This is a genomic window from Xanthomonas campestris pv. badrii, from assembly GCF_012848175.1.
GTDB classification, from domain to species: Bacteria; Pseudomonadota; Gammaproteobacteria; order Xanthomonadales; family Xanthomonadaceae; genus Xanthomonas; species Xanthomonas campestris_C.
Genome location: NZ_CP051651.1, coordinates 1681337 through 1703824, shown reverse-complemented (window position 1 = coordinate 1703824; position 22488 = coordinate 1681337). Strand labels below are relative to the sequence as shown.

The following is a 22488-nucleotide window of genomic DNA, read 5'->3' as shown; positions in this document are numbered from 1 at the left end:
CTTGGGATGCCGACTTCGCACCACCGCCGGCACGGACAATGCGACACATGCCAATTCCTGCCACCCGGCGGACTTTGCAACAACCGCAAAAATGCGCACCGAGGCGCCTGCCTGCAACGAGCGCGTCGGAGCGGTTCGCCGGACAGGATCGTGTGGCGTGGCAGTTGGCTGCATCGCTGAGGCAACAGCACACGGAAGACCCTGGCTTACTGGCGCGTACGCACCTGTTTCCCGGCGGAGGTATCCACCAGGATGTACTCGCCAGCCTTGCTCTTCCAGGTTGGCGCCTGTTTGTCGAGCTTGATGCACGGCCGGCCGCCGCACGAGGTGATCTGGACATGCCGGGATGCCTGCAGCACCTCCGCGCGAACCTCTGCCTGTGCCGCGCGGGCGTCCGCCGCCTGCAACCGATCGTTGGCCTGCCTGAGCAACAACAGGAATCCCGCCAGCAGCAGCGCGAAGAACACCACCAGCGTGGCGATGATCTTCCAGGCCCAGGCGATGCGGGGCCGCAGCGCCTCCCCCATCCGCTCCTGCTGTTCGCGGAACAGCGCCACCATCGCCTGCCTGAACATGGCCTCTTCCTGCTCCCTGGCGGCTTGCATCGCCACCTGCGCGCGTTTGGCCTGGTCCTGCAAGTCGGCAATCAAGGCGTCCAGACGCCCGGCGCCAAGCGCCATCTGCGCGAGGATCAGTCGTCCTTCCTCGTTCATCTCAGCAGGCTCCGGCGCTTGCATCAGTAGGAGAACCCTTGCTGCTGCGTCTGCATCTGTTGCTGCGCCTGGAACATCGCTTGGTCCTGCTGCCGCTGCGTTTCCGCAGTCAGCTGCTGCAGGCTCTGCTCCAGCGGCTGCGTGGCGGCCTGGGTCGTATCGATACTGGCGCGGTCGACGAACGCAGGCACGTTCGGATTGGCCGATGTCGCCAGCAGCGCACCACCATCCTGGCCCGGCGTCAGCGCATCGATGCGGGGCAGCTGGTGCAACTTGGCCTGATACGCCACAACTCCGGCAACCTGCTCCATCTGCACCCGGTCCAGATAACCGCCGGCCTGCGGCCCCAACCGCTCCAGCTGGGTCATGGCCTGCGCAAACAGCGGATTGTCGCGGCCGGGCAAGTGCTGCTGTCGCGCCAGCACGTTTTCTTCCGCCGCCGCAAGCGTCTGCTGCCAGCGCTCAGGGGTGGCGTAGGCCATCGACGCCGCCCGCGCGCCCTGTGCGTCGCCGGCCTCCAAGGCCGCGTAAAAGCGTTCCACCAGCGGGTCCTGGTGGCGCAACACGGTCTGGCCCGAGACTGGCGCGTCGTGTTCCGAGGCTGATGGCAAGGATGCCGGCGCGATCGGCACATACTGATGGTCGTGCCCTTGGCTGCCGTCCTGGGTGTGGTGGAAGTGCCCGCGTGCCGCCGGGGTCTGGCTGGTATCCAGATACGGGCGCGGCGCCTTGTTCGCACCGAGGTTCAGGCCCTCCATTTCGATCAGGTCTTCCTTCAGGCCCAGCGCCGCCATGTCGATGGCGATCTGCGGTTTGGCGCCCTGATACCGCACGGTGGCCTTGTCCTCGGCAGCAACGATCTGCTCCAGCGCCCAGGTACCGTAAAAGTTGGTGTAGTCGGCGGTGGGGTTGGGCTTGTGCTCGCCCAGATGCACCGGGCGCTGATTGGGCTGGGCATGCAACGCCGAGGGGCGGTCGAAGTAATGCTGCCCCATGGCGGCGATATTGGCCGGGGTCTGGGACAGGCTGCCGTCTTGGTTGAAGGTGAGGCCGGGAAGGGGCGAAGACGGAGACGATGGCGTATTCGGTGTAACAAAGTCGTATATCCGAGTATTTCGAATGCTCCCCATACCAGCAAGTGTGATGTTGGGATTACTTTGATGCTCGCGGCTCAGTAATGCATTCCAGCCCGCAATCTCCGCTTTGGCCTCATCTTCGCGCCCAGACTGGATGTAAGCCCGCAATTCATCGGTGTAGTCATGCAATGGACCTGGCGCCCTGGCCTGCGCGCCGATGCCCTGCATGAACGCCTGCGTTGCCCGATCCTTGGTCGCATCGTTGAAGCCATGCTGGATCTCGTGGCCCAGCACGAAGGTCATGTCCTGCGCATCGTATCTGCCCTGAGGATTGGCAGCCGTTTTGGTCTGCAATCCCAGCGGTGGCAGATTGATGCCCTTGGGCGTACCGTCCTGCTGCACGGTATTGCCGTCGTAGGTGGCGCCGGCTGCCATGCTGTTGCCCAGTAGGCTGATGTGCTGCACATGTCCCTGGCTCACCGCCTGCTTGATCTGCGCGGCCAACACCGGCGAACCATTCAACGTGGACTGCAGATTGCGCACCATGTCCTGATCGACGGTGCGCGTCTGACCTGCCCCGTCCTGCCAGGTCTTGTGCGCAAAATCGACACTCATGCCCTGCAGCCCGACCACCGCCTTCAGATCGCTGCTCGCTGCGCTACCGCTGGGCTGGAAACTCGCAGCCGGAATCGTCACCACACCCGTGGCCTTGTCGTAACTGCCGGTCAGGTTGGGCGCCCCACCCGGCACCTCCAACGCAAAGCCCTTGAGTTGGCCACTGGCGGCCTGCCGGTTGAGCCGGTCGGCATCGGCAATGACCGCAGCGCGCAGTTGCGCTTCCAGCGCTGGCGTCGTGCCGGGCTGTGCAGCGAACTGCATCAGAGCGGCTTCGAGTTGCGGATTCGGATTCGCCATATCATCGCTCTCCTGATTCGATTAACGACCGTTCAATGTGCCGATGGATTTGACGCACAAACGACCGGCTTCACCGGCAATCACGTTCTGCGGAATGATCGAAATCTCGAAATCAACACTGCCGTCACTGACATTGAACTTAGTGTATCGCCAATCCTCAAGCTGACCGATTTCACCGTAGGTCGGGTTATCGACGAACCCCATCGTTTTGAGCGCACTGTGGTAATAATCGAAATCCAACTTGCAGACTACCGTCATATCACCAAATCTCTCGTCAGGCTGCACAAAATGCAGTTCGACACCGATTTTGTTGGAACTAGACTCTGGATAAAAATTTATAACGTACCTCCATCCATCGCCTACGTCGCCCTCCACACCATAGAATCCGCCATGCGCTGCCGGTGCAAGTGTGATCCCGATAGTGTTTTGGACCTTTACTAGATCCAAGTCTTGCCGAGATTTCAGCCCCTCGATCAACTTCAGGAATCGCTTGCCAATTTCTTCGGCGCTGAGTGTCGGATTCTGGGTAGTCGCAACCGGATGCATCGTGGTGGTCTCCTTGGCAGATTGCGGTGATTCCGAAGCGGTCGCGCAGGCAGTCATCACCAAGACGCACACTAACGCAAGCCAGCGCGCCTTTGACGCTTTCACCTTGGACACCTGCATGGCATAGCGCCCGATCAAATCGGGCGGTCCACCCGGCAATTGCAACGCCATGAAGTCGTCCACCCTCTTATTGGGTGTATCAAGCATCATGGTCGGCCCATCAGCACCCGGTAGGTTTGTTCTTTCTCGACTCAGCAACGCGTTCCAGCCTGCAATCTCCGCTTTGGCCTCATCCTCGCGTCCACTCTGGATGTATGCCCGCAGTTCGTCGGTGTAATCGTGCACCGGTCCTGGTGCCTGGGCCTGCGTGCCGATACTCTGCATGAATGCCTGCGTTGCCCGATCCTTGGTCGCATCGTTGAAGCCATGCTGGATCTCGTGGCCCAGCACGAAGGTCATGTCCTGCGCATCGTATCTGCCCTGGGGATTGGCAGCCGTTTTGGCCTGCAATCCCAGCGGTGGCAGATTGATGCCCTTGGGCGTACCGTCCTGCTGCACGGTGTTGCCGTCATAGGTGGCGCCGGCAGCCATGCTGCTGCCTAGCAGGCTGACATGCTGCACATGCCCCTGGCTCACCGCCTGCTTGATCTGCGCGGCCAGCACCGGCGAACCATTCAACGTGGACTGCAGATTGCTCACCATGTCCTGATCGACGGTGCGCGTCTGACCTGCCCCGTCCTGCCAGGTCTTGTGCGCAAAATCGACACTCATGCCCTGCAGCCCGACCACCGCCTTCAGATCGCTGCTCGCTGCGCTACCGCTGGGCTGGAAACTCGCAGCCGGAATCGTCACCACACCCGTGGCCTTGTCGTAACTGCCGGTCAGGTTGGGCGCCCCACCCGGCACCTCCAACGCAAAGCCCTTGAGTTGGCCACTGGCGGCCTGCCGGTTGAGCCGGTCGGCATCGGCAATGACCGCAGCGCGCAGTTGCGCTTCCAGCGCTGGTGTCGTGCCGGGCTGTGCAGCGAACTGCATCAGAGCGGCTTCGAGTTGCGGATTCGGATTCGCCATATCATCGCTCTCCTGATTCGATTAACGACCGTTCAATGTGCCGATGGATTTGACGCACAAACGACCGGCTTCACCGGCAATCACGTTCTGCGGAATGATCGACAGTGTCATATCCACCATTCCATCGCTCTTCTTGAACTTCGTGTAATGCCAGCTTCGCAGCTCACCAATTTCCCCATAATTCGGCTCGGCCAGGAACCCCAGAGCGACCAGTGCATTATGGTAATGATCGAAATCAAGTGCGCACACCGGTGTCATTTCACCAAACTCTTCCTTCGAGTTGATGAACATGAGGCTGACACCTTTCTTAAAGGAGTCGGATTCAGGGATATACCAAAGCATGTAGTACCAGCCATCCCCAAGCGCCTCGCTATACGAATAACGTTTACCCTTTGGCAAATAAGACAGCGTGATTCCAGTGACCTCCTTGATCCGCTCCACGCTCAAGTCGTCGCGTGATCCAAGCCCCTCGATCAACTTCAGGAACCGCTTGCCAATTTCTTCGGCGCTGAGTGTCGGATTCTGGGTAGTCGCAACCGGATGCATCGTGGTGGTCTCCTTGGCAGATTGCGGTGATTCCGAAGCGGTCGCGCAGGCTGTCATGGCCAAAATGCACACTAACGCAAGCCAGCGCGCCTTTGACGCTTTCACCTTGGACACCTGCATGGCATAGCGCCCGATCAAATCGGGCGGTCCACCCGGCAATTGCAACGCCATGAAGTCGTCAACCCTCTTATTGGGTGTATCAAGCATCAAGATCAGCATATCAGCACTCGGATGGCTGTTTCTTTCGGCTTAACAGCGCATTCCAGCCTGCAATCTCCGCATTGGCCTCACCCTCACGCCCAGGCTGGATGTAAGCCCGCAATTTGCATGCGTAGTCGTGCACAGGCCCTCGCGCCTCAGGCCTGCGCGCCGATGCCCTGCATGAACGCCTGCGTTGCGCGATCCTTGGCCGCATCGTTGAAGCCATGCTGGATCTGGTGACCCCATAGGAAGGTCGTGTTCTGCGCATCGTGTCTGCCCTGAGGATTGGCAGCCGTCCTGGTTTGCAATCCTAGCGGCGGCAGTTGATGCCCTTGGGCGTGCCGTCCTGCTGCACGGTCTTGCCGCCATGAGCGCACTGTAGCAGGGACGCCGCTAGAAACTCCAAAACGTCCCACAAGCTGCGCGCAACCGCCAAGCGGGAACGGAGGTGCCTCGGAAGCCTCATGCACAACGTGCACAAGGCAGCTTGTCCGCACGGTCCGCGCCGCTCTACCGGCTTCTTCAGCCACGAGGTGTCTGTGCCCGTTGACCAAAAGCGTCCGCCGGCACTAAACCGCATGCGCAAGAGCGCATCGGCCGCCGAGCGGGAAGCCTCGTTCGGGCTGCCCGTCGGCGCGTTTGCGTGCGATGCCACAGAAGACGTTGCGAGCGCCTACCGGCGCGAACGCGCAGTGGCGCTGTGCGTTTCTACCAGAACACCGTGTACAGCACGACCAGGATTGCGATCACACCGGCGGCGCCCACCTTGAAGCCCAGCGTGGTGCCATAGGCCACATCGTCGGTACGAATCAAATCGCGTGCCTGGGTGGGTGCCGTCATCAGCGACACCACCACCGCCAGCACCAGTGCGGCCAGGAACACCACGCCGATGCGGTCCATGAATGGCAGTTCCGGCCACGCGAACTTGAGCGCGAACGACAGCACCACCGAGCCGATCGCCGCGGTCAGTGCGCCGGCTTCGTTGGCGCGCTTCCAGAACAGGCCGAGCATGAAGATCACCACCACGCCCGGGGTAAAGAAGCCGGTGAATTCCTGGATGAACTGGAAGCCCTGATCGAAGTTGCCCAGCAACGGCCGCGCGGTGAGGATGCCGATCAGCACCGACAGCGCGGCCACGACACGACCCACGCGCACCAGCTGCTTCTGCTCGGTCTGCGGGCGGAACTTGGCGTAGAAGTCCAGGGTGAAGATCGTCGCCACCGAGTTGATCTTGGATGCCAGCGAGGCCACGATCGCCGCCACCAATGCGGCGAACACCAGGCCCAGGATGCCGGTCGGCAGCAGTTGCATCATGGTCGGATAGGCCTGGTCGGGCTTGGCCAGATCCGGCGCCAGCACCACCGCGGCAATGCCCGGCACCACGATCACCAACGGCATCAGCAGCTTCAGGAACGCCGCAAACACCATGCCCTTCTGCGCTTCGCCGATGTTCTTGGCCGCCAGCGCGCGCTGGATGATGTACTGGTTGAAACCCCAGTAACTGATGTTCATCACCCACAGCCCGCCCAGCAGCACGCTCAGGCCCGGCAGGTCCTTGTAGAACGGGTTGTCCTTGGTCAGGATCATGTGGAAGTGCTCGGGGTGCGCGCTCCACAGATGCTTGAAGCCCGCCAGAACGCCGGCGCCATCGCCGATGCGCGACAGCGTCAGCCCGGCCACCAGCAGGCCGCCCAGCACCAGCAGCGTGACCTGCACGATGTCGGTCAGCGCCACCGCCTTCAGCCCGCCGTACAGCTGGTAGACCAGCGCGAACACGCCGATCAACGCCAGCGCCAGGGTCTGGTCCATGCCGGTGACCTGGCTCACCGCGATCGACCCCAGCCACAGGATCGAGGTGAGATTGACGAACACGTACAGCAACAGCCAGAACACCGCCATCAGCGTGCGAATCCACTTGCCGTAGCGCTGCTCCAGGAACTGCGGCATGGTGTAGATGCCGTTGCGCAGGAAGATCGGCAGGAAGAACTTGCCGACGATCAGCAGCGTCAATGCCGCCATCCATTCGTAGGACGCGATCGCCAGCCCGATCGCATAGCCGGAGCCGGCCATGCCGATGATCTGTTCGGCAGAAATATTCGCAGCGATCAACGAGGCGCCGATCGCCCACCACGGCAGCGACTTGCTGGCCAGGAAGTAATCCTCGGCGCTCTTGCTATGGCCTGCCTTCTCGCGCGACACCCACTGCGCGAGCACGAAGATGCCGGTCAGGTAGACCAGCACGATCACGATATCCAACGTCGCCAAACCCACTGCACTCTCCTGTCTGGCTCTGGGGTATGCGCCGACGATCAGGCAGGGCTGCAGAAGGCCGCCGCCGCGCACCCGGTGCGCAACGGCAGCGCGGCGAACCGCGTCTGCAGGCCATCCCGGCCGATCGACAACACCGCCCCCGCGGCGGCTGATGGCACCACCGCGATCGGTGGCCGCTCTGACACGTCGCCGGACGCGGCGACGCACTTAATTCGCTTGACCTGCACCGTGCCCGGAAGCGTGCCTCCGGGCATGGGGGATTACTTGACCGGGCAATCCACCGTGACTTCGGCTTCGTTGAGCGCACCCAGCGCCACCTTCGACACCGACAGATCCAGTGCTGCGCCGCTTTCGATGCTGGCGACCTGGGTCAGCTTGGTCACGTCGGCACCGGCCTTGGCAAAGCACTTGAGCGGAATGCCCACCACCTTCCACTGGCCTTGCGGCAGTGCGGCCAGGGTCTTCTGCGCATCGACGCGTCCGCTGCACTTGTCGCCGCAGCCCACGCCCAGCCACACCGGCGCGCTCACTGCGCTGTCGCGGCGCACGGTCAGCTGCAGCTGCACATCGCCGTTGCTCTCACGCGATACATCCACCGGCTTGCCGGAGACCAGCAGCACGCTGGCGGTCTTGGCACCGGACCACACCAGGCGGCGCGCATCTTCCTGCGCCTTGTGGTCGACGGCGGTCATCTTCAGGCTGCCATCGGACAGGCCCACCGGCAGCGTGGTCGCCGGCATGTTGGACTGGCCCGCGTTGGACAGCTGCATCGCAATGCCGAGCGCCGGCTTGCCGCGCACGAAGTACACCCCGCCCACCGACTGCTCGCCGGACACGCCCGAGTCTTCCGGCAGCGCCGCCAGGTCGCCCTTGTCGGCGTAGGTCAGGCCGTAGCCGAACTTGAACTGCGGGTCGTAATCCTTCTGGCCCACGTTATTGGCGAACTGCACCGCGGTCTTGGGCCAGGAGAAGCTGAGCTTGCCCTTGAAGTCGTTCTGCACGCTGCCATCGGCCTTGCGCAGCAGCACATCGGCAATGCCCTCGCCTTCCGAACCCGGCAGCCACGCGGCGACGAAGGCATCGGCCACGTTGATGTACTGGTTCATCCACAGCGGACGCCCGCTCAGGAACACCGCCACCACCGGAATGCCGTCGGCCTTGAACTTCTTCAGCAGCGCCAGCTCGCTCTCGTCGCCCGGCTTGTACAGCAGGGTGGCGATGTCGCCCTGGAACTCGGCATATGGATTCTCGCCGAACACCACCACCGCCACGTCGGGCTTGGTCTTGTAGGCGCCGTCCACGGCCAGCTCGGCGCTGCCGCCGGCGGCCTTGATCTGCTTGTCCAGGCCTTCCCAGATGGTGGTGCCATTGGGGTAGTCGCTGCGCTTGGTGCCGGTGCCCTGCCAGTTCAGCGTCCAACCACCGGACTGCTTGCCCATGTCGTTGGCGCCATCGCCAACCACCAGCACGCGCTTTTTCGGATCCAGCGGCAGGATGCCGGCCTGGTTCTTCAGCAGCACCAGCGACTCGCGCACCGCCTGACGGGCGATGGCGCGGTGCTCCGGCGCCCCCAGCAATTCGTACTTGCCACCGAGCGGACGCTTGGACGGCTTGCCGGCGTCGAACAGGCCCAGGCGCAGCTTGACCCGCAGGATGCGGCGCACCGCATCGTCCAGGCGCTCGGCCGAGATCTGGCCGGATTTCACCGCGGCCAGTTCGGTTTCGTAGATACCCTTCCAGCTGTCGGCGGCCATCGCCATGTCGACGCCGGCAATGAACGAGGCCGGGCAGTTGTCGTTGCTGCAGCCCTTGACCTGGCCGTGGCCATTCCAGTCGCCGACCACGAACCCGCCGAAGTTCATGCGGCCCTTGAGCACGTCGGTCAGCATGACCTTGTTGCCGTGCATCTTTTCGCCGTTGAAGCTGTTGAACGAGGCCATCACCGTCTGCGCACCGGCCGCGATCGCCGGCGGATACCCGGCCGCGTGGATGTCGCGCATGGTGGCTTCGGACACCTTGGTGTCGCCCTGGTCCTTGCCATCGGTGGTGCCGCCGTCGCCGACGAAATGCTTCACCGAGGAAATCACGTGGCTGCCGTCCAGGAACTGCGGCGTGCCCGGTGTGCCCTGCACGCCCTCGACCATCTTGCCGGCGAAGCTGGCCACCACGTCGGGCGACTCCGAATAGCCTTCGTAGCTGCGGCCCCAGCGGTCGTCCTGCGGCACCGCCACGGTCGGCGCGAAGGTCCACTCCATGCCGGTGACGCGGGTTTCGGCGGCGGTGACTTCGCCGATCTTCTTGATCAGCTCCGGGTTGCGCGTGGCCCCCAGGCCAATGTTGTGCGGGAACAACGTGGCGCCGACGATGTTGCTCTGGCCGTGCACCGCGTCGATGCCGAAGATGATCGGAATCGCGTTGCCGCCCTTGGAGGTATCCATCGACGCCTCATAGAAGGCATCGGCCAGCTTCAACCATTCGGCCGGGCTGGCGTTGTACTTGCCGCCCGGATCGGAGTTGCCGCCGGCCAGCACCGAACCGATGCGGTACCTGCGCACGTCGTCCGGGGTCATGCTGGCGATATCGCCCTGGATGGTCTGGGCGACCTTCTCTTCCACGCTCATCTTGGCCATCACATCGGTGATGCGCTGCTCCAGCGCCGCGTCCTGCGCGAACGGCCACTTCGGCGATGGCCACTGGTCCGGATGGATGGTGGTGGAGGCCTCGGCAGGCGCTGCAGCCGGCGCGGTCGTGCCGGCCTCGGCGGTGGTGGTGTCCTTGCCTTGGCAGGCCGCCAGCATCAGCACCGCCGCAGCGGTGGCAAGAGAAAGAGCGCGGCGCGCGACGGGCGCAGCAGTACGGCGAAGCAGCTTGTCCAAGATCCGGGTCTCCAGGGGTGTCTCCTGCCGCGATGCATGCGCCGCAGGCCTTCAGGCGGCGTACGCTCACGTGATTCAGCTACCCTGTCAACCGCGCTCTCCCGTATGCCAAATCGCGGCCAACTTATTGGCCGGAGCTATAGGCTTGGAATACCGGCAGCACCTGTCAAACCACGGAAATTCGCTGAATCCGGCGCGCTGCTTGGCCTTGCGCGACTCCGCACTTTGCTGCATCGCACCACAGGAATCGAGGCGTACTGCGCAGCGCTGCGCCTCGCGGCGCTCTGGTCGCGCCTGCTTTCCAGGCGACGTCCGAACCGACGCCAACGGGTGAGCTCGCCGTCAAACAACTGTCATATCCCGGGCCTAGCGTGACCGCTTGCCGATGCGCCACTGGCCATCGTTGATCGTCGTCTTTGCCTGGAGTTTCGATGTCCGCCTCCCCCGATCCCTCCCGTCGCCGCCTCATGCAAATGATGGCGGCCGTTCCCCTGTTGCCGCTCGGCAGCGCCAGCGCCGCCGCGTTCCAGCAGCTAGGCAGCGCCGCACTGGCCGCGCGCCCGCTGCGGCCTTCGGAAACCCCCGCCCGCCTGGTCTCGGCCACCTTCCACGGCATGCCCGCGCCCAGCCTGGCCAACCCTGCCGCCATGGCCACCACCACGGTGGGCTCGTCGCTGAGCGTGGCCCGCAGCGACGGCAGCACCCAACGCTATGCGCTGGCTTACCAGCCCTTCTTCGTCACCGGCGACCAGGTGCCCGACGGCAAGGGCGGCACCGTACTGGCCGGCGGCTACTACGACATCCAGCATCGCCCCATCATCGACCGCTCCAAGCCCGGCGCCGAACGACCGTTCTTTTCCGATTGCCCGGATGGTTCCTCGCTGCTGACCCTGCGCGACGCCAAGGTCCCGGGCGTCAAGGGCAACCACGTGTTCGCGGTGGTGCAGTTCGAATACACCACCCGCGACCAGGCCGGCAACGACACCAATCGTCATCTGCCCGCGCCGATCGCGGTGCTGACGCTGGACCAGGACCCGGCCACCGGCAAGCTGTCGCTGGTGAAGTACCACAACGTCGACACCGCCCCGGTGCACGGGCTGTGGACCACCTGCGGCGCCAGCCTGTCGCCGTGGAATACCCACCTGTCCAGCGAAGAGTACGAACCCGACGCCACCGCGCTGGCCGGCAACACGCAATTCCGCAGCTACAGCACGCATCTGTACGGCGACCCGGAAAAAGCCAACCCGTATCACTACGGCCATCTGCCGGAAATCACCGTCCATCCAGACGGAACGGGGAGCGTGCGCAAGCACTATTGCCTGGGCCGCATCTCGCACGAGCTGGTGCAGGTGATGCCCGACCAGCGCACCGTGCTGATGGGCGACGACGCCACCAATGGCGGGCTGTTCATGTTCATCGCCGACCGCAAGGCCGACCTTTCCGCCGGCACGTTGTACGTCGGCAAGTGGCACCAGACCTCCGGCGTCGGCCCGGGCGCGGCCACGCTGAGCTGGATCAGGCTGGGCCACGCCACCAGCGCCGAGATCGAAGCGCTGGCCGACCGCCTCACCGCCGCCGACATCCTCGACGTGCACCTGAGCGACCCGGGCGATGCCAGCTTTACCAAGATCCCGTTCAACGGCACCTTTAACTGGATCCGCATCAAGCCGGGCATGGAAAAGGCCGCCACCTATCTGGAAACCCACCGCTATGCCGCGCTGGCCGGCGGCAGCCTGGGCTTCACCAAGCTCGAAGGCACCACCGTCAACGCCCGCGACAAGATCGCCTACATGGCCATGTCCTACATCGTCACCAGCATGCGCAACGGCTCGGGCGATGTGAAGGTGGAAGGTCCGGATGCGGGCGCGGTGTATGCCTTGAACCTGCGCGGCGGGCGCCGCGACAACAGCGGTGCGCCGATCCACAGCGACTGGGTGCCGATCGACATGGCCGCTCCCGCCGCCCTGACCGGCCACGACTTGGCGCAGCCGGACGCGCTGGGCAATCTGGCCGATCCCGACCGGCTGGCCAACCCGGACAACCTCAAGTTCTCCGAATCACTGCGCACCCTGTTCATCGGCGAGGACAGCAGCCTGCACGTCAATAATTTCCTGTGGGCCTACCACGTGGACAACGGCACGCTGACCCGCCTGCTCTCGGTGCCGGCCGGCGCCGAATCCACCGGCCTGCACGCGGTGGACCAGATCCACGGCTGGACCTACGTGATGAGCAACTTCCAGCATCCGGGCGACTGGGAAAGCCCGCTGCACGACACCGTCAAGGCGACGCTGGACCCGCTGGTACGCGCCAACTACAAGAACCGCTTCGGCGCCGCGGTGGGATATCTCACAGGCGACCCGGTGGCAGTGCAATTGAGCAAGGCATAAGCGCAGGCGTCGTCGCTCGCAGTGCTGGCAAGGCGCTGCGAGCGGCATCTTCTTTCGTCGGTCGTATCCACTGCGCGACCGGCGCTTGCATGATGGCGCGCTGATGTATGGCCATCGCGCAGCGTCGAGTGCGCGGTGCCCTCACCGCCCGCGGGACACGCCACAAGTACGTCCATGTAGGCTCGGTGGCGGCATCCATGCCGCCACACGGTCCCGCAATCGGTAAGGACACCGCACCGGAGAGTTGGCTGTCGGTTCTTTGAAGAGCAAAGGACATCAGGTCGCGCGGTCAAGGGTTACTCGTTGCCGTGTTGAAACTTTGCACACCGACCTGCCCGACTGGTCCTTGCCCGCCCACCGTCGCGGGACCTCATGCGGCATGGATGCCGCATAAGAGCCTCCATGGACGGATTCACGGCGTGTCCCGCGATGGTGGGCGGGCAAGGGCCTTGCAGCCAAGCCGCGGCCCTGTCGCAAGTGACTGAAGCATCCACTGGATTTTCTGCCACGTTGAACAGCGCTGCGCAGGATGTCGTCATCCTCTCGGATGCAGTCAAACGCCTGGTGCGTCGAGAGCGCGGTACCCTTACCGCTCGCGGGACACGCCGCAAGTACGTCCGTGTAGGCTCCGTGGCGGCATCCATGCCGCCACAGGGTCCCGCAAGCGGTAAGGGCACCGCACCACAGCGTTTGCTGGCTGCTTCATTGAAAAACATGCACACCGACCATCCCGACTGGTCCTTGCAGCCATGCTGCAAATCATTCGCTCAGCATTTGATCTATCCGAAACGTTCAATCCATCCAAATACAGGATTAAAAACAGCCAAGGATTTGAGTCGTAGAAGTGTTTGGATACGGCCAGAAGCTGAGTGCGCCCGGTGCGTGGCGCCCTCACCGCTTGCAGGACCGGATGCGCGTCAAAGCACGCCGCGCGTTTCCAGTGCCGCCATCACGATGGGCTTGGCCCAATCGGGCACCCGTGCCAATTCTTCTGGGGTTTGCGGGTATTGCAGACCGCTGCGGTCCAGTTCCAGCACCAGCAACGGCGCCACCTGCCCTGCGGCATCGGCCGGTGCGCTGTTGTCGTAGACGTGCAGCACCGACAGATGCGGCAGCAAGGCGATCAGGTTGGCGCGCGAGGCATCGAAGCGCTCGCGGATCCTGTGCTCTGCGATCGCATGGCCTCCAGCGGCGACCCGCACTGCAACACGTTCGATGTGCAGCTCCACCGTCGACAAACCGCAGAACCAGATCGCCACCGTGTGCTGCGCGCAGGCCTCGCGCAGCAAGCGCGGAATGGTGTTCGCGCCCAATGTGGTTTCAAAGGCGTAATCGCTGCCATCGGACATCGCCTGGCGCAGCCGTCGTACGCCCTCGTGCCAGGCCTGCGCATTGGCATCTTCCAGTGTCCAGCCCTGCTCCACCAGCGCTCTGGTGAACGCATCCCGGTTGAACCAGCTGGCGCCGTCTTCCTGCAGCAAGCTACCCAGCAACGAACTCTTGCCGGCCCCGTTGACGCCCGCCAGTACCAGGATGTTTCCCATCGATCAGAGCGACGGGCCCAAGGCGACCCTGCGGCCACGGCGTGCGGGCTTGGCGATCACCTGGGCCAGCACTGCGCCATCGGTCACCGCGGCAAGATGCGCGTCGAATCTGGCCTGCAAGGCCTGCAGCGACTGCGCGCGCGTGGTCGCACCGGCAAGCGCGCTGGCCTGCTGCACCAGATGCCGGTATTCCTCGGCATCCACCACCACCGCTTCGGGATGATTGTGATTGGTGATGACGACCGCGCCGTGGGTGCGCACCTTGCGCATCAGGCTGGGCCAGCCCTTGATCTTGATCTCGGCCGCTGGCGCTCTTTCGAGCTCGGGCAAATCCTGATGACGGGACATGGGGCGGTCCTGCGAAGTGAGTAACCTCAGGCTACGCCAAAATACCCATTTTGGGAAATTTGTCCATTTTAGCCTGGGTGGAAAAAAGTGCCGAACCAAGTACGGCTGATTGATACGCAGCAGACAGCTGTCAGATGGGCGCAGACGGCCCTCAGACCCGGATGCACGCGTGGTCCATGCCGCGCCAAGCATCGGCCTCGCCCGCTTGGGTGAGCGCACTCCTCTCGTTGGGCTGCTCCAAACGGAAACGGGGCCCGCAGGCCCCGTTCCTTGTCACGCGCACTGTGCCAGGCTCAGCCGCGCAACTTGCCCAGCAGCTCGCGCGTCACCGGGTCGGCGACATCGGCAGATTCGCCCTTTAGTGCCGGCAGCAGCTGACTGGCCAACTGCTTGCCCAGTTCGACACCGAACTGGTCGAACGCATTGATGCCCCACATCACCGACTGCACGTAGACACTGTGCTCGTACATCGAGATCAGCGCACCCAACGCCTGCGGGGTCAGCGCGTCGAGCAGGATCACCGTACTCGGGCGGCCGCCCGGATAGCTGCGATGCGGGTCGCTGCTGTCCTGGCCATTGGCCAAGGCCTCGGTCTGCGCCAGGACGTTGGCCATCAGCGCGATATGGTTTTCCGCATACGGGTCGTCGTTGTGCACGGTGCCGATGAAATCGGCCGGCACCACGCTGGTGCCCTGGTGCAACGCCTGGAAGAAGCTGTGTTGCACATCGGTGCCCGCACCGCCCCACCACACCGACACGGTGTCGCTATCCACCGCCGAGCCGTCGAGCTTGACGCGCTTGCCCAGGCTCTCCATCACCAGCTGCTGCAGATACGCCGGCAACAAGGCCAGGCGCTGGTCATAGGTCATCACCGCATGGGTGGCACTGCCGAGCAGATTGCGGTTCCACACCGCGGTCAGGCCATGCAGCACTGCAACGTTTTCTTCCAGCGGCGTATTGAGCGCATGCGCGTCGAACTGCGCGGCACCCTCCAGCAAGTGTTCGAAACGCTCGAAGCCGATCGCCAGCGCAATCGGAAAGCCCACTGCCGACCACAACGAGTAGCGCCCGCCCACCCAATCCCACATCGGCAGCACGCGGCCTGGGGCGATGTCGAACGCCTTGGCGGCGCGTTCGGGGTTGGCGCTCACCGCATACAGGCGCTCGCTGCCACCGAGCCAGGCATGCAGGATGCCGCCATTGAGCAGCGTTTCCTGGGTGCCGAAGGTCTTGGAAATCAGGATGCCGGCGGTGCGCGCCGGGTCCAGCGTCGCCAAGGTGCGCTGCATCGCCGCGCCGTCGACGTTGGACACGAAATGCACGCGGAAGCGCGCACCGGTGACCGGGCGCAGCGCATCGGCCACCAGGCGCGGGCCCAGGTCCGACCCACCGATGCCGACACTGACGATGTCGGTGACGTCGGTGGCTTCGAGTTGCTGGATCAACGCGCCCATCCGCTGCCGCACTTCTGCGGCAGTGGCGTAGGCCTTCGAGGCCACCGGCGCGTCGGTCAGGTCGCCACGCAATGCGGTGTGCAGGGCAGCGCGCTGTTCGGTGACATTGACCTGCTCGCCACGAAACAGACGCTGGAACGCACCGGCCAGATCGCGTTCGCGCGCAATGGCGAACAAGGCATCGAGCGCGGCGCGGTCGTACTTCTGCCGCGCGAAATTGAAATACAACGGACCGACTTGCCTGGCGTACTGCGTGGGCCGCTGCGGCTCGGCGGCAAGCAATGCGGGGATGGCAGCGCCGCGCAGGCGCTGGGCGTGGGCGTGAAGCGCGTCGAATCCGTTGGTCTGTGTCATGCGGCCTGCGTGGGGATGCTGTGGTTGGTGTGGGAAATCGCGTTCTGCGCGTTCACATATACCAGATTGGGCTTGAAGGTCTTGGCTTCGTCTTCGCTCATGCTGGCAAACGCCGCCACGATGATCAGATCGCCCACCTGCACGTGACGTGCAGCACCGCCGTTGAGCGACATGATGCCGCTGCCGTCTTCGGCACGGATGGCATAGGTGCTGAAGCGCGCACCGTTGGTCACGTCCCAGATATGGACCTGTTCGAACTCACGGATGCCGGTCGCTTCGAGCAGCAGGCCGTCGATGGCGATCGAGCCTTCGTAGTTGAGCTCGGAGTGGGTGACGGTGGCGCGGTGGATCTTGGCTTTCAGCAGGGACAGGTGCATGGACGGAAGGCAACGACAAAAGGAAAGCCGGCATTTTAGCGGAAAGCGCCCGCGCCCACCGGCTGGCGCGGCCGCCGGTGGTGAGGGCTTCAGGCCCACGACAAGGCGACGGCCTGACCTCTCCCAGGACCGGTCACCGATGCCGGCCACCACGCCGGCTGCCGGCGCACGCTCGGCCGGCTCAGAACTCCAGGTTGTCGATCAGGCGGGTGCTGCCCAGCCGTGCGGCGATCAGCGCCACGCGCGCACCGGCGGTGCCTTCGCCCGGCTCGCTCAGGTCCGGCAGCCGCACCACCGCGTAATCGACCTGAAATCCGGCCTGCTGCAGCGCGCCGGTAGCGGCCTGTTCGACCTGCGTACGCGGCGTGCCGGCCGCGTAGCTGTCGCGCATCTGCAGCAGCACCTTGCGGATCTGCGCGGCAGCCGGGCGATCGTCGGCCGACAGATACTGGTTGCGCGAGCTCATCGCCAGGCCATCGGCCTCGCGCACGATGCTGCCGCCCAGAATCTCGATCGGAAACGCCAGGTCGGCCACCATCTGCCGGATCACCGCCAGCTGCTGGTAATCCTTCTTGCCGAACGCCGCCACGTCCGGCTGCACCTGGTTGAACAGGCGCGCCACCACGGTGCAGACGCCGTCGAAATGGCCTGGGCGGCACACGCCTTCGAGCACGTCACTGACGCCCGGCGCATGGATCGGCGTGGCCAGCGCGGTACCCAGCGGGTACATCGTGTCCACGTCCGGCAGCCACAGCGCATCGCAGCCGGCATCTTCCAGGCCGCGCAGGTCGGCCTCCGGCGTGCGCGGGTAGCGGGCGAAATCTTCGTTCGGCCCGAACTGGGTCGGGTTGACGAACACGCTGGACACCACGCGGTCGGCGTACTGGCGCGCCAGCATCACCAACGAGTAATGGCCGGCATGCAGGTTGCCCATGGTGGGCACCAGCGCCACGCGCAGGCCTTCGCGCTTCCAGCCGGTAACCAGAGCGCGCAGGGCGGAGAGATCGGTAATGGTCTGGATCATGCGGCGTACGCGTGCTCTGCATCGGGGAAACTGCCATCGCGCACGGCCTGCGCATAGGCACGCACCGCGCCAGCCACCGAGCCGCCCTCGGCCAGGAAATCCTTGACGAACTTGGGACGGCGATGGCCGCTGTCCAGGCCCAGCATGTCGTGCATCACCAGCACCTGGCCGTCGCAGCCGGGGCCGGCGCCGATGCCGATGGTGGGCACCTGCAGCTCGGCGCTGATCTGCGCGGCGATCGGCGTCGGCACGCATTCCAGCACCACCAGGCTGGCACCGGCGTCGACCACCGCCTGCGCATCGCGGCGCAGTTGCTCGCCGGCTTCGCCACGGCCCTGCACCTTGTAGCCGCCAAACCGCAACACCGACTGCGGCGTCAGCCCCAGGTGCGAGCACACCGGGATCTCGCGCTCGACCAGGTAGTGGATGACCTCGAGCTTGTGCCCGGCGCCTTCGATCTTGACCATCTCCGCACCGGCCTGCAGCAGCTGGGTGGCGGCATCTAGCGCCCGCTCGGGAGTGGCATCGGCCTGGAACGACAGGTCGGCCACCAGCAACGCGCGTTCCAGCACGCGTGCCACTGCGGCGGTGTGGTAGACCATGTCGGCGGTGGTCACCGGCAAGGTGGAATCGTGTCCCTGCACCACCATGCCCAGCGAGTCGCCGACCAGGATCAGGTCCACGCCGTTGGCGTCGAAGCTGCGCGCAAAGCCGGCGTCGTAGGCGGTCAACATGACCAGTTTTCGACCCGCCCGCTTGGCCTCGGCCAGGGCGGGCACGGTCCAGGGCTTGCTGTCGCTATGGCTGCTCATGAAGTCATTACGTGGGGTGATGAGCCGGCCATTATCTACCCAATCGGCTCCAGCCCGCAGGCATCGATGGTTTGCAGGGCGTGCCGCACTGTTCCATGACCCGGAATGATCGCCTCCGGCGCCAGCTCGGACAGCGGCAGCAGCGCAAAGGCGCGCGCATGCAGGTGCGGATGCGGCACCTGCAGCCGCGGCAGATCCAGCACCTGGTCGGCGTACAGCAACAGATCCAGGTCCAGCGTGCGCGGGCCCCAGCGCTCGCCGGACAGACGTTCGCGCCCAAAGGCCCGTTCGATGCCCAACAAGGCATCCAGCAGCGCCAGCGGGGCAAGCCCGGTCTGCAGCTGGGCCACGGCGTTGATGAAATCGGGTTGGTCTTCGCGCCCCCAGGCCGGGGTGCGGTACAGGCGCGAGGCCGCTACCAGCGTGGACTGCGGCACGGCCTCCAGCGCGGCGATGGCCGCACGGACACTGGCCTCGGCCGGGCCCAGGTTGGCACCCAGGCCGACAAAGGCGGTGTGCATGCCCTACTCGCCTGCCGGTGCGCCGGTGCGACGGCGGCGACGGCGACGCTTGCGCGGCGCGCCGCCCTCGCCCTCGTGGTCGGCCTGCGCCGATTCGATGGCATCCACCAGCTCCTGGCCGGAGGAGGTCTGCGCCTCGCGCCAGAACTCGACATCGGCCGCATGGTCGGGCGACGCGAACTGGCGCAGCGCCAGGAAATCGAAGGCCGCGCGGAAGCGCGGATGCGACAAGGTGCGGAACACGCGCTTGCGCTGGCGCGAGGAGAAGCGCGTCTGCAGCAACCAGATTTCCTGCATCGGCAGCGAAAAACGCCGCGGCAATGCCACCCGTTCCAGCTGGTGCAAGGTGACGCGGTCGGCGGCACGGCGCTGCGCATCCTCCGGCTGCACGCCCTGCGCCTGCAACCCCATCAGGGTGCGGCAGAACGCCGGCCACAGCAGCAGCGCGAACAGGAACGCCGGCGACACCGGCTCGTCGTTGGCAACGCGCGCATCGGTATTGCGCAGGCCTTCCAGCACCATTGCGCGCAGTGCACCGCTGCGATTGGATTTCAGGGCTGCGGCGCTTTCCGGGAACAGCGCACCGAGCAGGCCATAACGCTCCAGGCCTTCGAAACTGGCCACGCCGTGTCCGGACAGGAACAGCTTGAGAATTTCCTCGAACAAACGCGCTGGCGCTGCCTCGGACAACAGCCCGGCCAGGCGCGGGATCGGCTCGGCGGTGCCGGCCTCGATCTCGAAGTTGAGCTTGGCCGCCAGCCGCACCGCGCGCAGCATGCGCACCGGGTCTTCCTGGTAGCGCAGTTCCGGGTCGCCGATCAGCTTCATCAACCGCGCCTGCACGTCTTCGAACCCGCCGCAGTAATCGCGCACCGAAAAATCCTCGATGGCGTAGTACAGCGCGTTGCAGGTGAAGTCGCGGCGGATCGCGTCGTCTTCGATGGTGCCGTAGACGTTGTCGCGCACCAGGCGACCGTTATCCAGCTCGCGGTCGCCGCTGCCGTCATCGACGTTGGCGCGGAAGGTGGCCACTTCGATGATCTCGCGGCCGAACACTACGTGCGCCAGGCGAAACCGGCGGCCGATCAGGCGGCAATTGCGGAACAGCGCCTTGACCTCTTCCGGCGTCGCACTGGTGGCCACGTCGAAATCCTTGGGGTGGCCGCCGACCAGCAGGTCGCGGACCGCGCCGCCCACCAGATAGGCGCCAAAGCCCGATTCGCGCAGGCGGTACAACACGCGCAGCGCGTTGGGGCTGATGTCCTTGCGCGAGATGGTGTGCTGATCGCGCGGGATGACGCGCAGCGTGAACGGGGATGTAACTGAGGGTTCGATGATGGCGCTTCCGTCTTGTGTTGCAGGATTGCCCAACGGCTATTACCTCACTATACTAGCGCGCTGCACAAGACGCGACAAAAACGCTCCCTTCGTCTAATGGTTAGGACGTGGCCCTCTCAAGGCTAAAACAGGGGTTCGAGTCCCCTAGGGAGCACCACGTTCGTCCTACCGCAGAGTACGCCAAGACCCCGCATTGCGGGGTTTTTGCGTTATGGGCTGCGCATTTCCCAGGCGATCAGGGCGTGAGTCTTTATAGGCCCGCCACCGCGCGGGACTGAGGGAATCAATGCCTGCGCCCTTTATCGGCAAATCCTGCCCCGCCCCATCGGTCGAGATCGGTTGCCGTTGCCAGGCTGGCTGCCGCGCAATGCCCCACGGACCTGCACCGCGCCACGCCTGACCCGGTGCGTGCAGCAAGCAGCACCAATCACATCAAGCAATGCGTGCCGAAGCACCGGTAGCAGCGACGCAACCTGCACTGCGCAGCGCGTGCATGCCGCTACACCGGGCGGTGAACCAGCGACTGCGTTTGCTCGCCGCGCACACAACAGGTCTCGGACACTGCAGTACATGCTCGCTCCTCACTTGGCGAACGGGTGCACGCCACTCACGTCGCTATCGGTTTCGGCGACCGCATCGTGGGCATGCAGGCTTTCGAGATGGCGTACTGCCACATGAAATGCCGTATAGCGCTCGGCAAGCGCCTGACGCAGGCGCCGCGCGGCATCTTCGACGTACATCAGGTTGGCGCCATTCAAACGGGCGAAGGCCTGCTCGTCGATGCGCCGCACCGCCGCCTGCACCGGCGTGGCCAGTGCGCGCTCGCACACGCCGATCAGCTCGCGAATCTCCAGACGCTGCTGGCGGGCAGGCAGGTCCACCCGCACCTGCGCGATGCTGCGCTGGCTATGCGGTGTGGCATGCGAGCCATTGACCCGCAGCCATTGCGCCACGTCTTCTCGCTCCAGCGTCTCGCGTCCAGCATGTTCCTGCAGGAAGGCATCGCTCAGCAATTGCCGCGACAAGGCGGCCGAACATGGGCAGGTGGAGGCGTACAGCACATCGATCTGCAACTGCAGATGGCATTGCCCTGCCCTGCACTGGGCCTCCAGACGCACCGGGTACGCGCGCCACCCTGCCCAGCCCTCGCTCAACAGGGCCGGGGTCCGCAGCATCACCTCGAACGCCAGCGAGACCCGGGCGGCACGACTGCCGCAATCGGCATGGCTGTCGATCAAGGCCTGCAGCAACTGCGACATCATCGCTGGCGAGACCGGCTGTTCCAGATGCCGGTCCAGCAAGCGGTACAACCGCGACATATGGATGCCCTTCACTTCGGGCCGCGGCAGGTCCACCTGCACGCTGGCGCGCGCGCCCACGGTTGCGCCGGGCTCGGCCTCGTCCAGGCGCACAGGAATGGCAATGTCGTGCATGCCCACCCAGCGCAGCGGTGCGCTCAACGTGGGGGTTTCGGAAACGGCAACATCGGGAAGCGTGGCGGACATCGCAAACTCGTTGATCGGAAAGTGGGAATACGCGTCGTGCGCGAAGGGGAATGCTTAAGAGCGGCTGATGTGCTGGGCGTTGAGAGCGAAGTAGTCGTCGATGCCGGCATGCAGGGTCTGCGCCAGCTCGTCCTGATGGTTGTCGCCGCACAGGCGCCGGCACAGCAAACGGCAGCATTGAGCGCGGTGGGATTCGAGACGGCAGCGGCAGCATGGAAGAAGGCAGGACATGGAAGGCAAGACTGAGCGGCCAAGATTAATTGTTATAAAGTAACATTTATCCAGAAAAAGCAAGCTTGCCGCTGTCGTCCTGCGCCCCCCGCGTTCATCTCTTCGTGTCCAAAAGCCGCCTACGGCCTAATACATCTCTCAGACCTACAACGCCTGGCGTTGCTGCATTGAGATCGACTGCGCCCAGCGCCTCACAGCGTTCCAGGACGCGACCGATCACCACACCCAGCAGTTCCGCGCCGTTGGGGACAAGTGCACTACCAGCGGGCGGCTGAGTGGTTTACGCGCGCTAGCAACGAACTCGAGCTGAGCCGGTCAGTTGGCCCCACCGTGACGCTATACAGACTGGGCAGATCGACAGGTCTAGGGCCTAACGAA

Annotated in this window: 17 protein-coding genes and 1 tRNA gene; 3 read left to right on the top strand and 15 right to left on the bottom strand. The window is 64.6% G+C overall.

Going from position 1 to position 22488, the window contains the following annotated elements; genetic code table 11:
• Positions 1 to 206: 206 nt before the first annotated feature.
• The 6 genes from HG421_RS07260 to HG421_RS07230 all read right to left on the bottom strand — a co-directional run bounded on the left by HG421_RS07260 (position 207) and on the right by HG421_RS07230 (position 10215).
• Positions 207 to 737 carry a hypothetical protein gene (locus tag HG421_RS07260; protein WP_169705838.1) on the bottom strand — a complete coding sequence of 177 codons (531 nt, stop codon included), beginning with the start codon at positions 735 to 737 and terminating at the stop codon, positions 207 to 209.
• Entirely contained in the window at positions 737 to 2704 is a 1968-nt protein-coding gene (locus HG421_RS21200; protein ID WP_248279476.1) for an XVIPCD domain-containing protein, read from the bottom strand. Before HG421_RS21200 ends, HG421_RS07260 begins: the two co-directional genes overlap by 1 nt.
• 21 nt (positions 2705 to 2725) lie before the next feature.
• Positions 2726 to 4321 carry a hypothetical protein gene (locus tag HG421_RS21195; RefSeq protein ID WP_248279475.1) on the bottom strand — a complete coding sequence of 532 codons (1596 nt, stop codon included), beginning with the start codon at positions 4319 to 4321 and terminating at the stop codon, positions 2726 to 2728.
• 21 nt (positions 4322 to 4342) lie between these two features.
• Positions 4343 to 5086 (bottom strand): hypothetical protein, encoded by a 744-nt coding sequence (locus HG421_RS07240; protein WP_248279474.1) that lies wholly within the window; start codon positions 5084 to 5086, stop codon positions 4343 to 4345.
• A 690-nt stretch (positions 5087 to 5776) separates the two neighbouring features.
• The gene (locus HG421_RS07235; protein ID WP_169705837.1) at positions 5777 to 7339 is read right to left on the bottom strand and encodes a sodium/sugar symporter; all 1563 of its coding nucleotides are present in this window, start codon (positions 7337 to 7339) and stop codon (positions 5777 to 5779) included.
• A 260-nt stretch (positions 7340 to 7599) separates the two neighbouring features.
• Positions 7600 to 10215 carry a glycoside hydrolase family 3 protein gene (locus HG421_RS07230; RefSeq protein ID WP_169705836.1) on the bottom strand — a complete coding sequence of 872 codons (2616 nt, stop codon included), beginning with the start codon at positions 10213 to 10215 and terminating at the stop codon, positions 7600 to 7602.
• Between the two features lie 431 nt (positions 10216 to 10646).
• Here HG421_RS07230 and HG421_RS07225 point away from each other — a divergent pair, with 431 nt between their 5' ends.
• Entirely contained in the window at positions 10647 to 12602 is a 1956-nt protein-coding gene (locus HG421_RS07225; RefSeq protein ID WP_169705835.1) for a PhoX family protein, read from the top strand.
• A 917-nt stretch (positions 12603 to 13519) separates the two neighbouring features.
• Here HG421_RS07225 and HG421_RS07220 read toward each other — a convergent pair.
• The 8 genes from HG421_RS07220 to pcnB all read right to left on the bottom strand — a co-directional run bounded on the left by HG421_RS07220 (position 13520) and on the right by pcnB (position 20407).
• Positions 13520 to 14146 carry an AAA family ATPase gene (locus HG421_RS07220; protein ID WP_169705834.1) on the bottom strand — a complete coding sequence of 209 codons (627 nt, stop codon included), beginning with the start codon at positions 14144 to 14146 and terminating at the stop codon, positions 13520 to 13522.
• A 3-nt stretch (positions 14147 to 14149) separates the two neighbouring features.
• A complete protein-coding gene (locus HG421_RS07215; protein WP_169705833.1) occupies positions 14150 to 14494 on the bottom strand; it encodes a type II toxin-antitoxin system prevent-host-death family antitoxin in 345 nt (114 codons plus the stop codon).
• Between the two features lie 293 nt (positions 14495 to 14787).
• The gene (gene pgi / locus HG421_RS07210; protein WP_169705832.1) at positions 14788 to 16302 is read right to left on the bottom strand and encodes a glucose-6-phosphate isomerase; all 1515 of its coding nucleotides are present in this window, start codon (positions 16300 to 16302) and stop codon (positions 14788 to 14790) included.
• Positions 16299 to 16679, bottom strand: a complete 381-nt coding sequence (gene panD, locus HG421_RS07205; protein WP_022559012.1) for an aspartate 1-decarboxylase — start codon at positions 16677 to 16679, stop codon at positions 16299 to 16301. Before panD ends, pgi begins: the two co-directional genes overlap by 4 nt.
• 181 nt (positions 16680 to 16860) lie before the next feature.
• Entirely contained in the window at positions 16861 to 17703 is an 843-nt protein-coding gene (panC, locus tag HG421_RS07200) for a pantoate--beta-alanine ligase (RefSeq protein WP_169705831.1), read from the bottom strand.
• A complete protein-coding gene (gene panB, locus HG421_RS07195; protein WP_169705830.1) occupies positions 17700 to 18515 on the bottom strand; it encodes a 3-methyl-2-oxobutanoate hydroxymethyltransferase in 816 nt (271 codons plus the stop codon). The genes panC and panB overlap by 4 nt, the downstream gene beginning before the upstream one ends.
• Before the next feature lie 35 nt (positions 18516 to 18550).
• Positions 18551 to 19036, bottom strand: coding sequence for a 2-amino-4-hydroxy-6-hydroxymethyldihydropteridine diphosphokinase (folK, locus tag HG421_RS07190; protein WP_169705829.1), 486 nt, complete (start codon positions 19034 to 19036; stop codon positions 18551 to 18553).
• A 3-nt stretch (positions 19037 to 19039) separates the two neighbouring features.
• Positions 19040 to 20407 carry a polynucleotide adenylyltransferase PcnB gene (gene pcnB / locus HG421_RS07185; RefSeq protein ID WP_169705828.1) on the bottom strand — a complete coding sequence of 456 codons (1368 nt, stop codon included), beginning with the start codon at positions 20405 to 20407 and terminating at the stop codon, positions 19040 to 19042.
• Between the two features lie 49 nt (positions 20408 to 20456).
• On the opposite strand from pcnB, the gene HG421_RS07180 reads away from it, so the two are divergent.
• A tRNA-Glu gene (locus HG421_RS07180) sits at positions 20457 to 20531 on the top strand.
• A gap of 424 nt (positions 20532 to 20955) precedes the next feature.
• Here HG421_RS07180 and folE2 read toward each other — a convergent pair.
• Complete coding sequence (gene folE2, locus HG421_RS07175; RefSeq protein WP_169705827.1) at positions 20956 to 21879, bottom strand: GTP cyclohydrolase FolE2; 924 nt, start codon at positions 21877 to 21879, stop codon at positions 20956 to 20958.
• 36 nt (positions 21880 to 21915) lie between these two features.
• Between folE2 and HG421_RS07170 the strand changes: the two genes are divergently transcribed.
• On the top strand, positions 21916 to 22125 hold the full coding sequence (locus HG421_RS07170) for a hypothetical protein (RefSeq protein ID WP_168968104.1): 210 nt from the start codon (positions 21916 to 21918) through the stop codon (positions 22123 to 22125).
• Positions 22126 to 22488: the final 363 nt, after the last annotated feature.

Coding starts and splice junctions, on each gene's coding strand:
- HG421_RS07260 (WP_169705838.1), bottom strand. CDS start 737: ATGCAAGCGCCGGAGCCTGCTGAGATGAACGAGGAAGGACGACTGATC.
- HG421_RS21200 (WP_248279476.1), bottom strand. CDS start 2,704: ATGGCGAATCCGAATCCGCAACTCGAAGCCGCTCTGATGCAGTTCGCT.
- HG421_RS21195 (WP_248279475.1), bottom strand. CDS start 4,321: ATGGCGAATCCGAATCCGCAACTCGAAGCCGCTCTGATGCAGTTCGCT.
- HG421_RS07240 (WP_248279474.1), bottom strand. CDS start 5,086: ATGCTGATCTTGATGCTTGATACACCCAATAAGAGGGTTGACGACTTC.
- HG421_RS07225 (WP_169705835.1), top strand. CDS start 10,647: ATGTCCGCCTCCCCCGATCCCTCCCGTCGCCGCCTCATGCAAATGATG.
- HG421_RS07220 (WP_169705834.1), bottom strand. CDS start 14,146: ATGGGAAACATCCTGGTACTGGCGGGCGTCAACGGGGCCGGCAAGAGT.
- HG421_RS07215 (WP_169705833.1), bottom strand. CDS start 14,494: ATGTCCCGTCATCAGGATTTGCCCGAGCTCGAAAGAGCGCCAGCGGCC.
- pgi (WP_169705832.1), bottom strand. CDS start 16,302: ATGACACAGACCAACGGATTCGACGCGCTTCACGCCCACGCCCAGCGC.
- panD (WP_022559012.1), bottom strand. CDS start 16,679: ATGCACCTGTCCCTGCTGAAAGCCAAGATCCACCGCGCCACCGTCACC.
- panC (WP_169705831.1), bottom strand. CDS start 17,703: ATGATCCAGACCATTACCGATCTCTCCGCCCTGCGCGCTCTGGTTACC.
- panB (WP_169705830.1), bottom strand. CDS start 18,515: ATGAGCAGCCATAGCGACAGCAAGCCCTGGACCGTGCCCGCCCTGGCC.
- folK (WP_169705829.1), bottom strand. CDS start 19,036: ATGCACACCGCCTTTGTCGGCCTGGGTGCCAACCTGGGCCCGGCCGAG.
- folE2 (WP_169705827.1), bottom strand. CDS start 21,879: ATGTCCGCCACGCTTCCCGATGTTGCCGTTTCCGAAACCCCCACGTTG.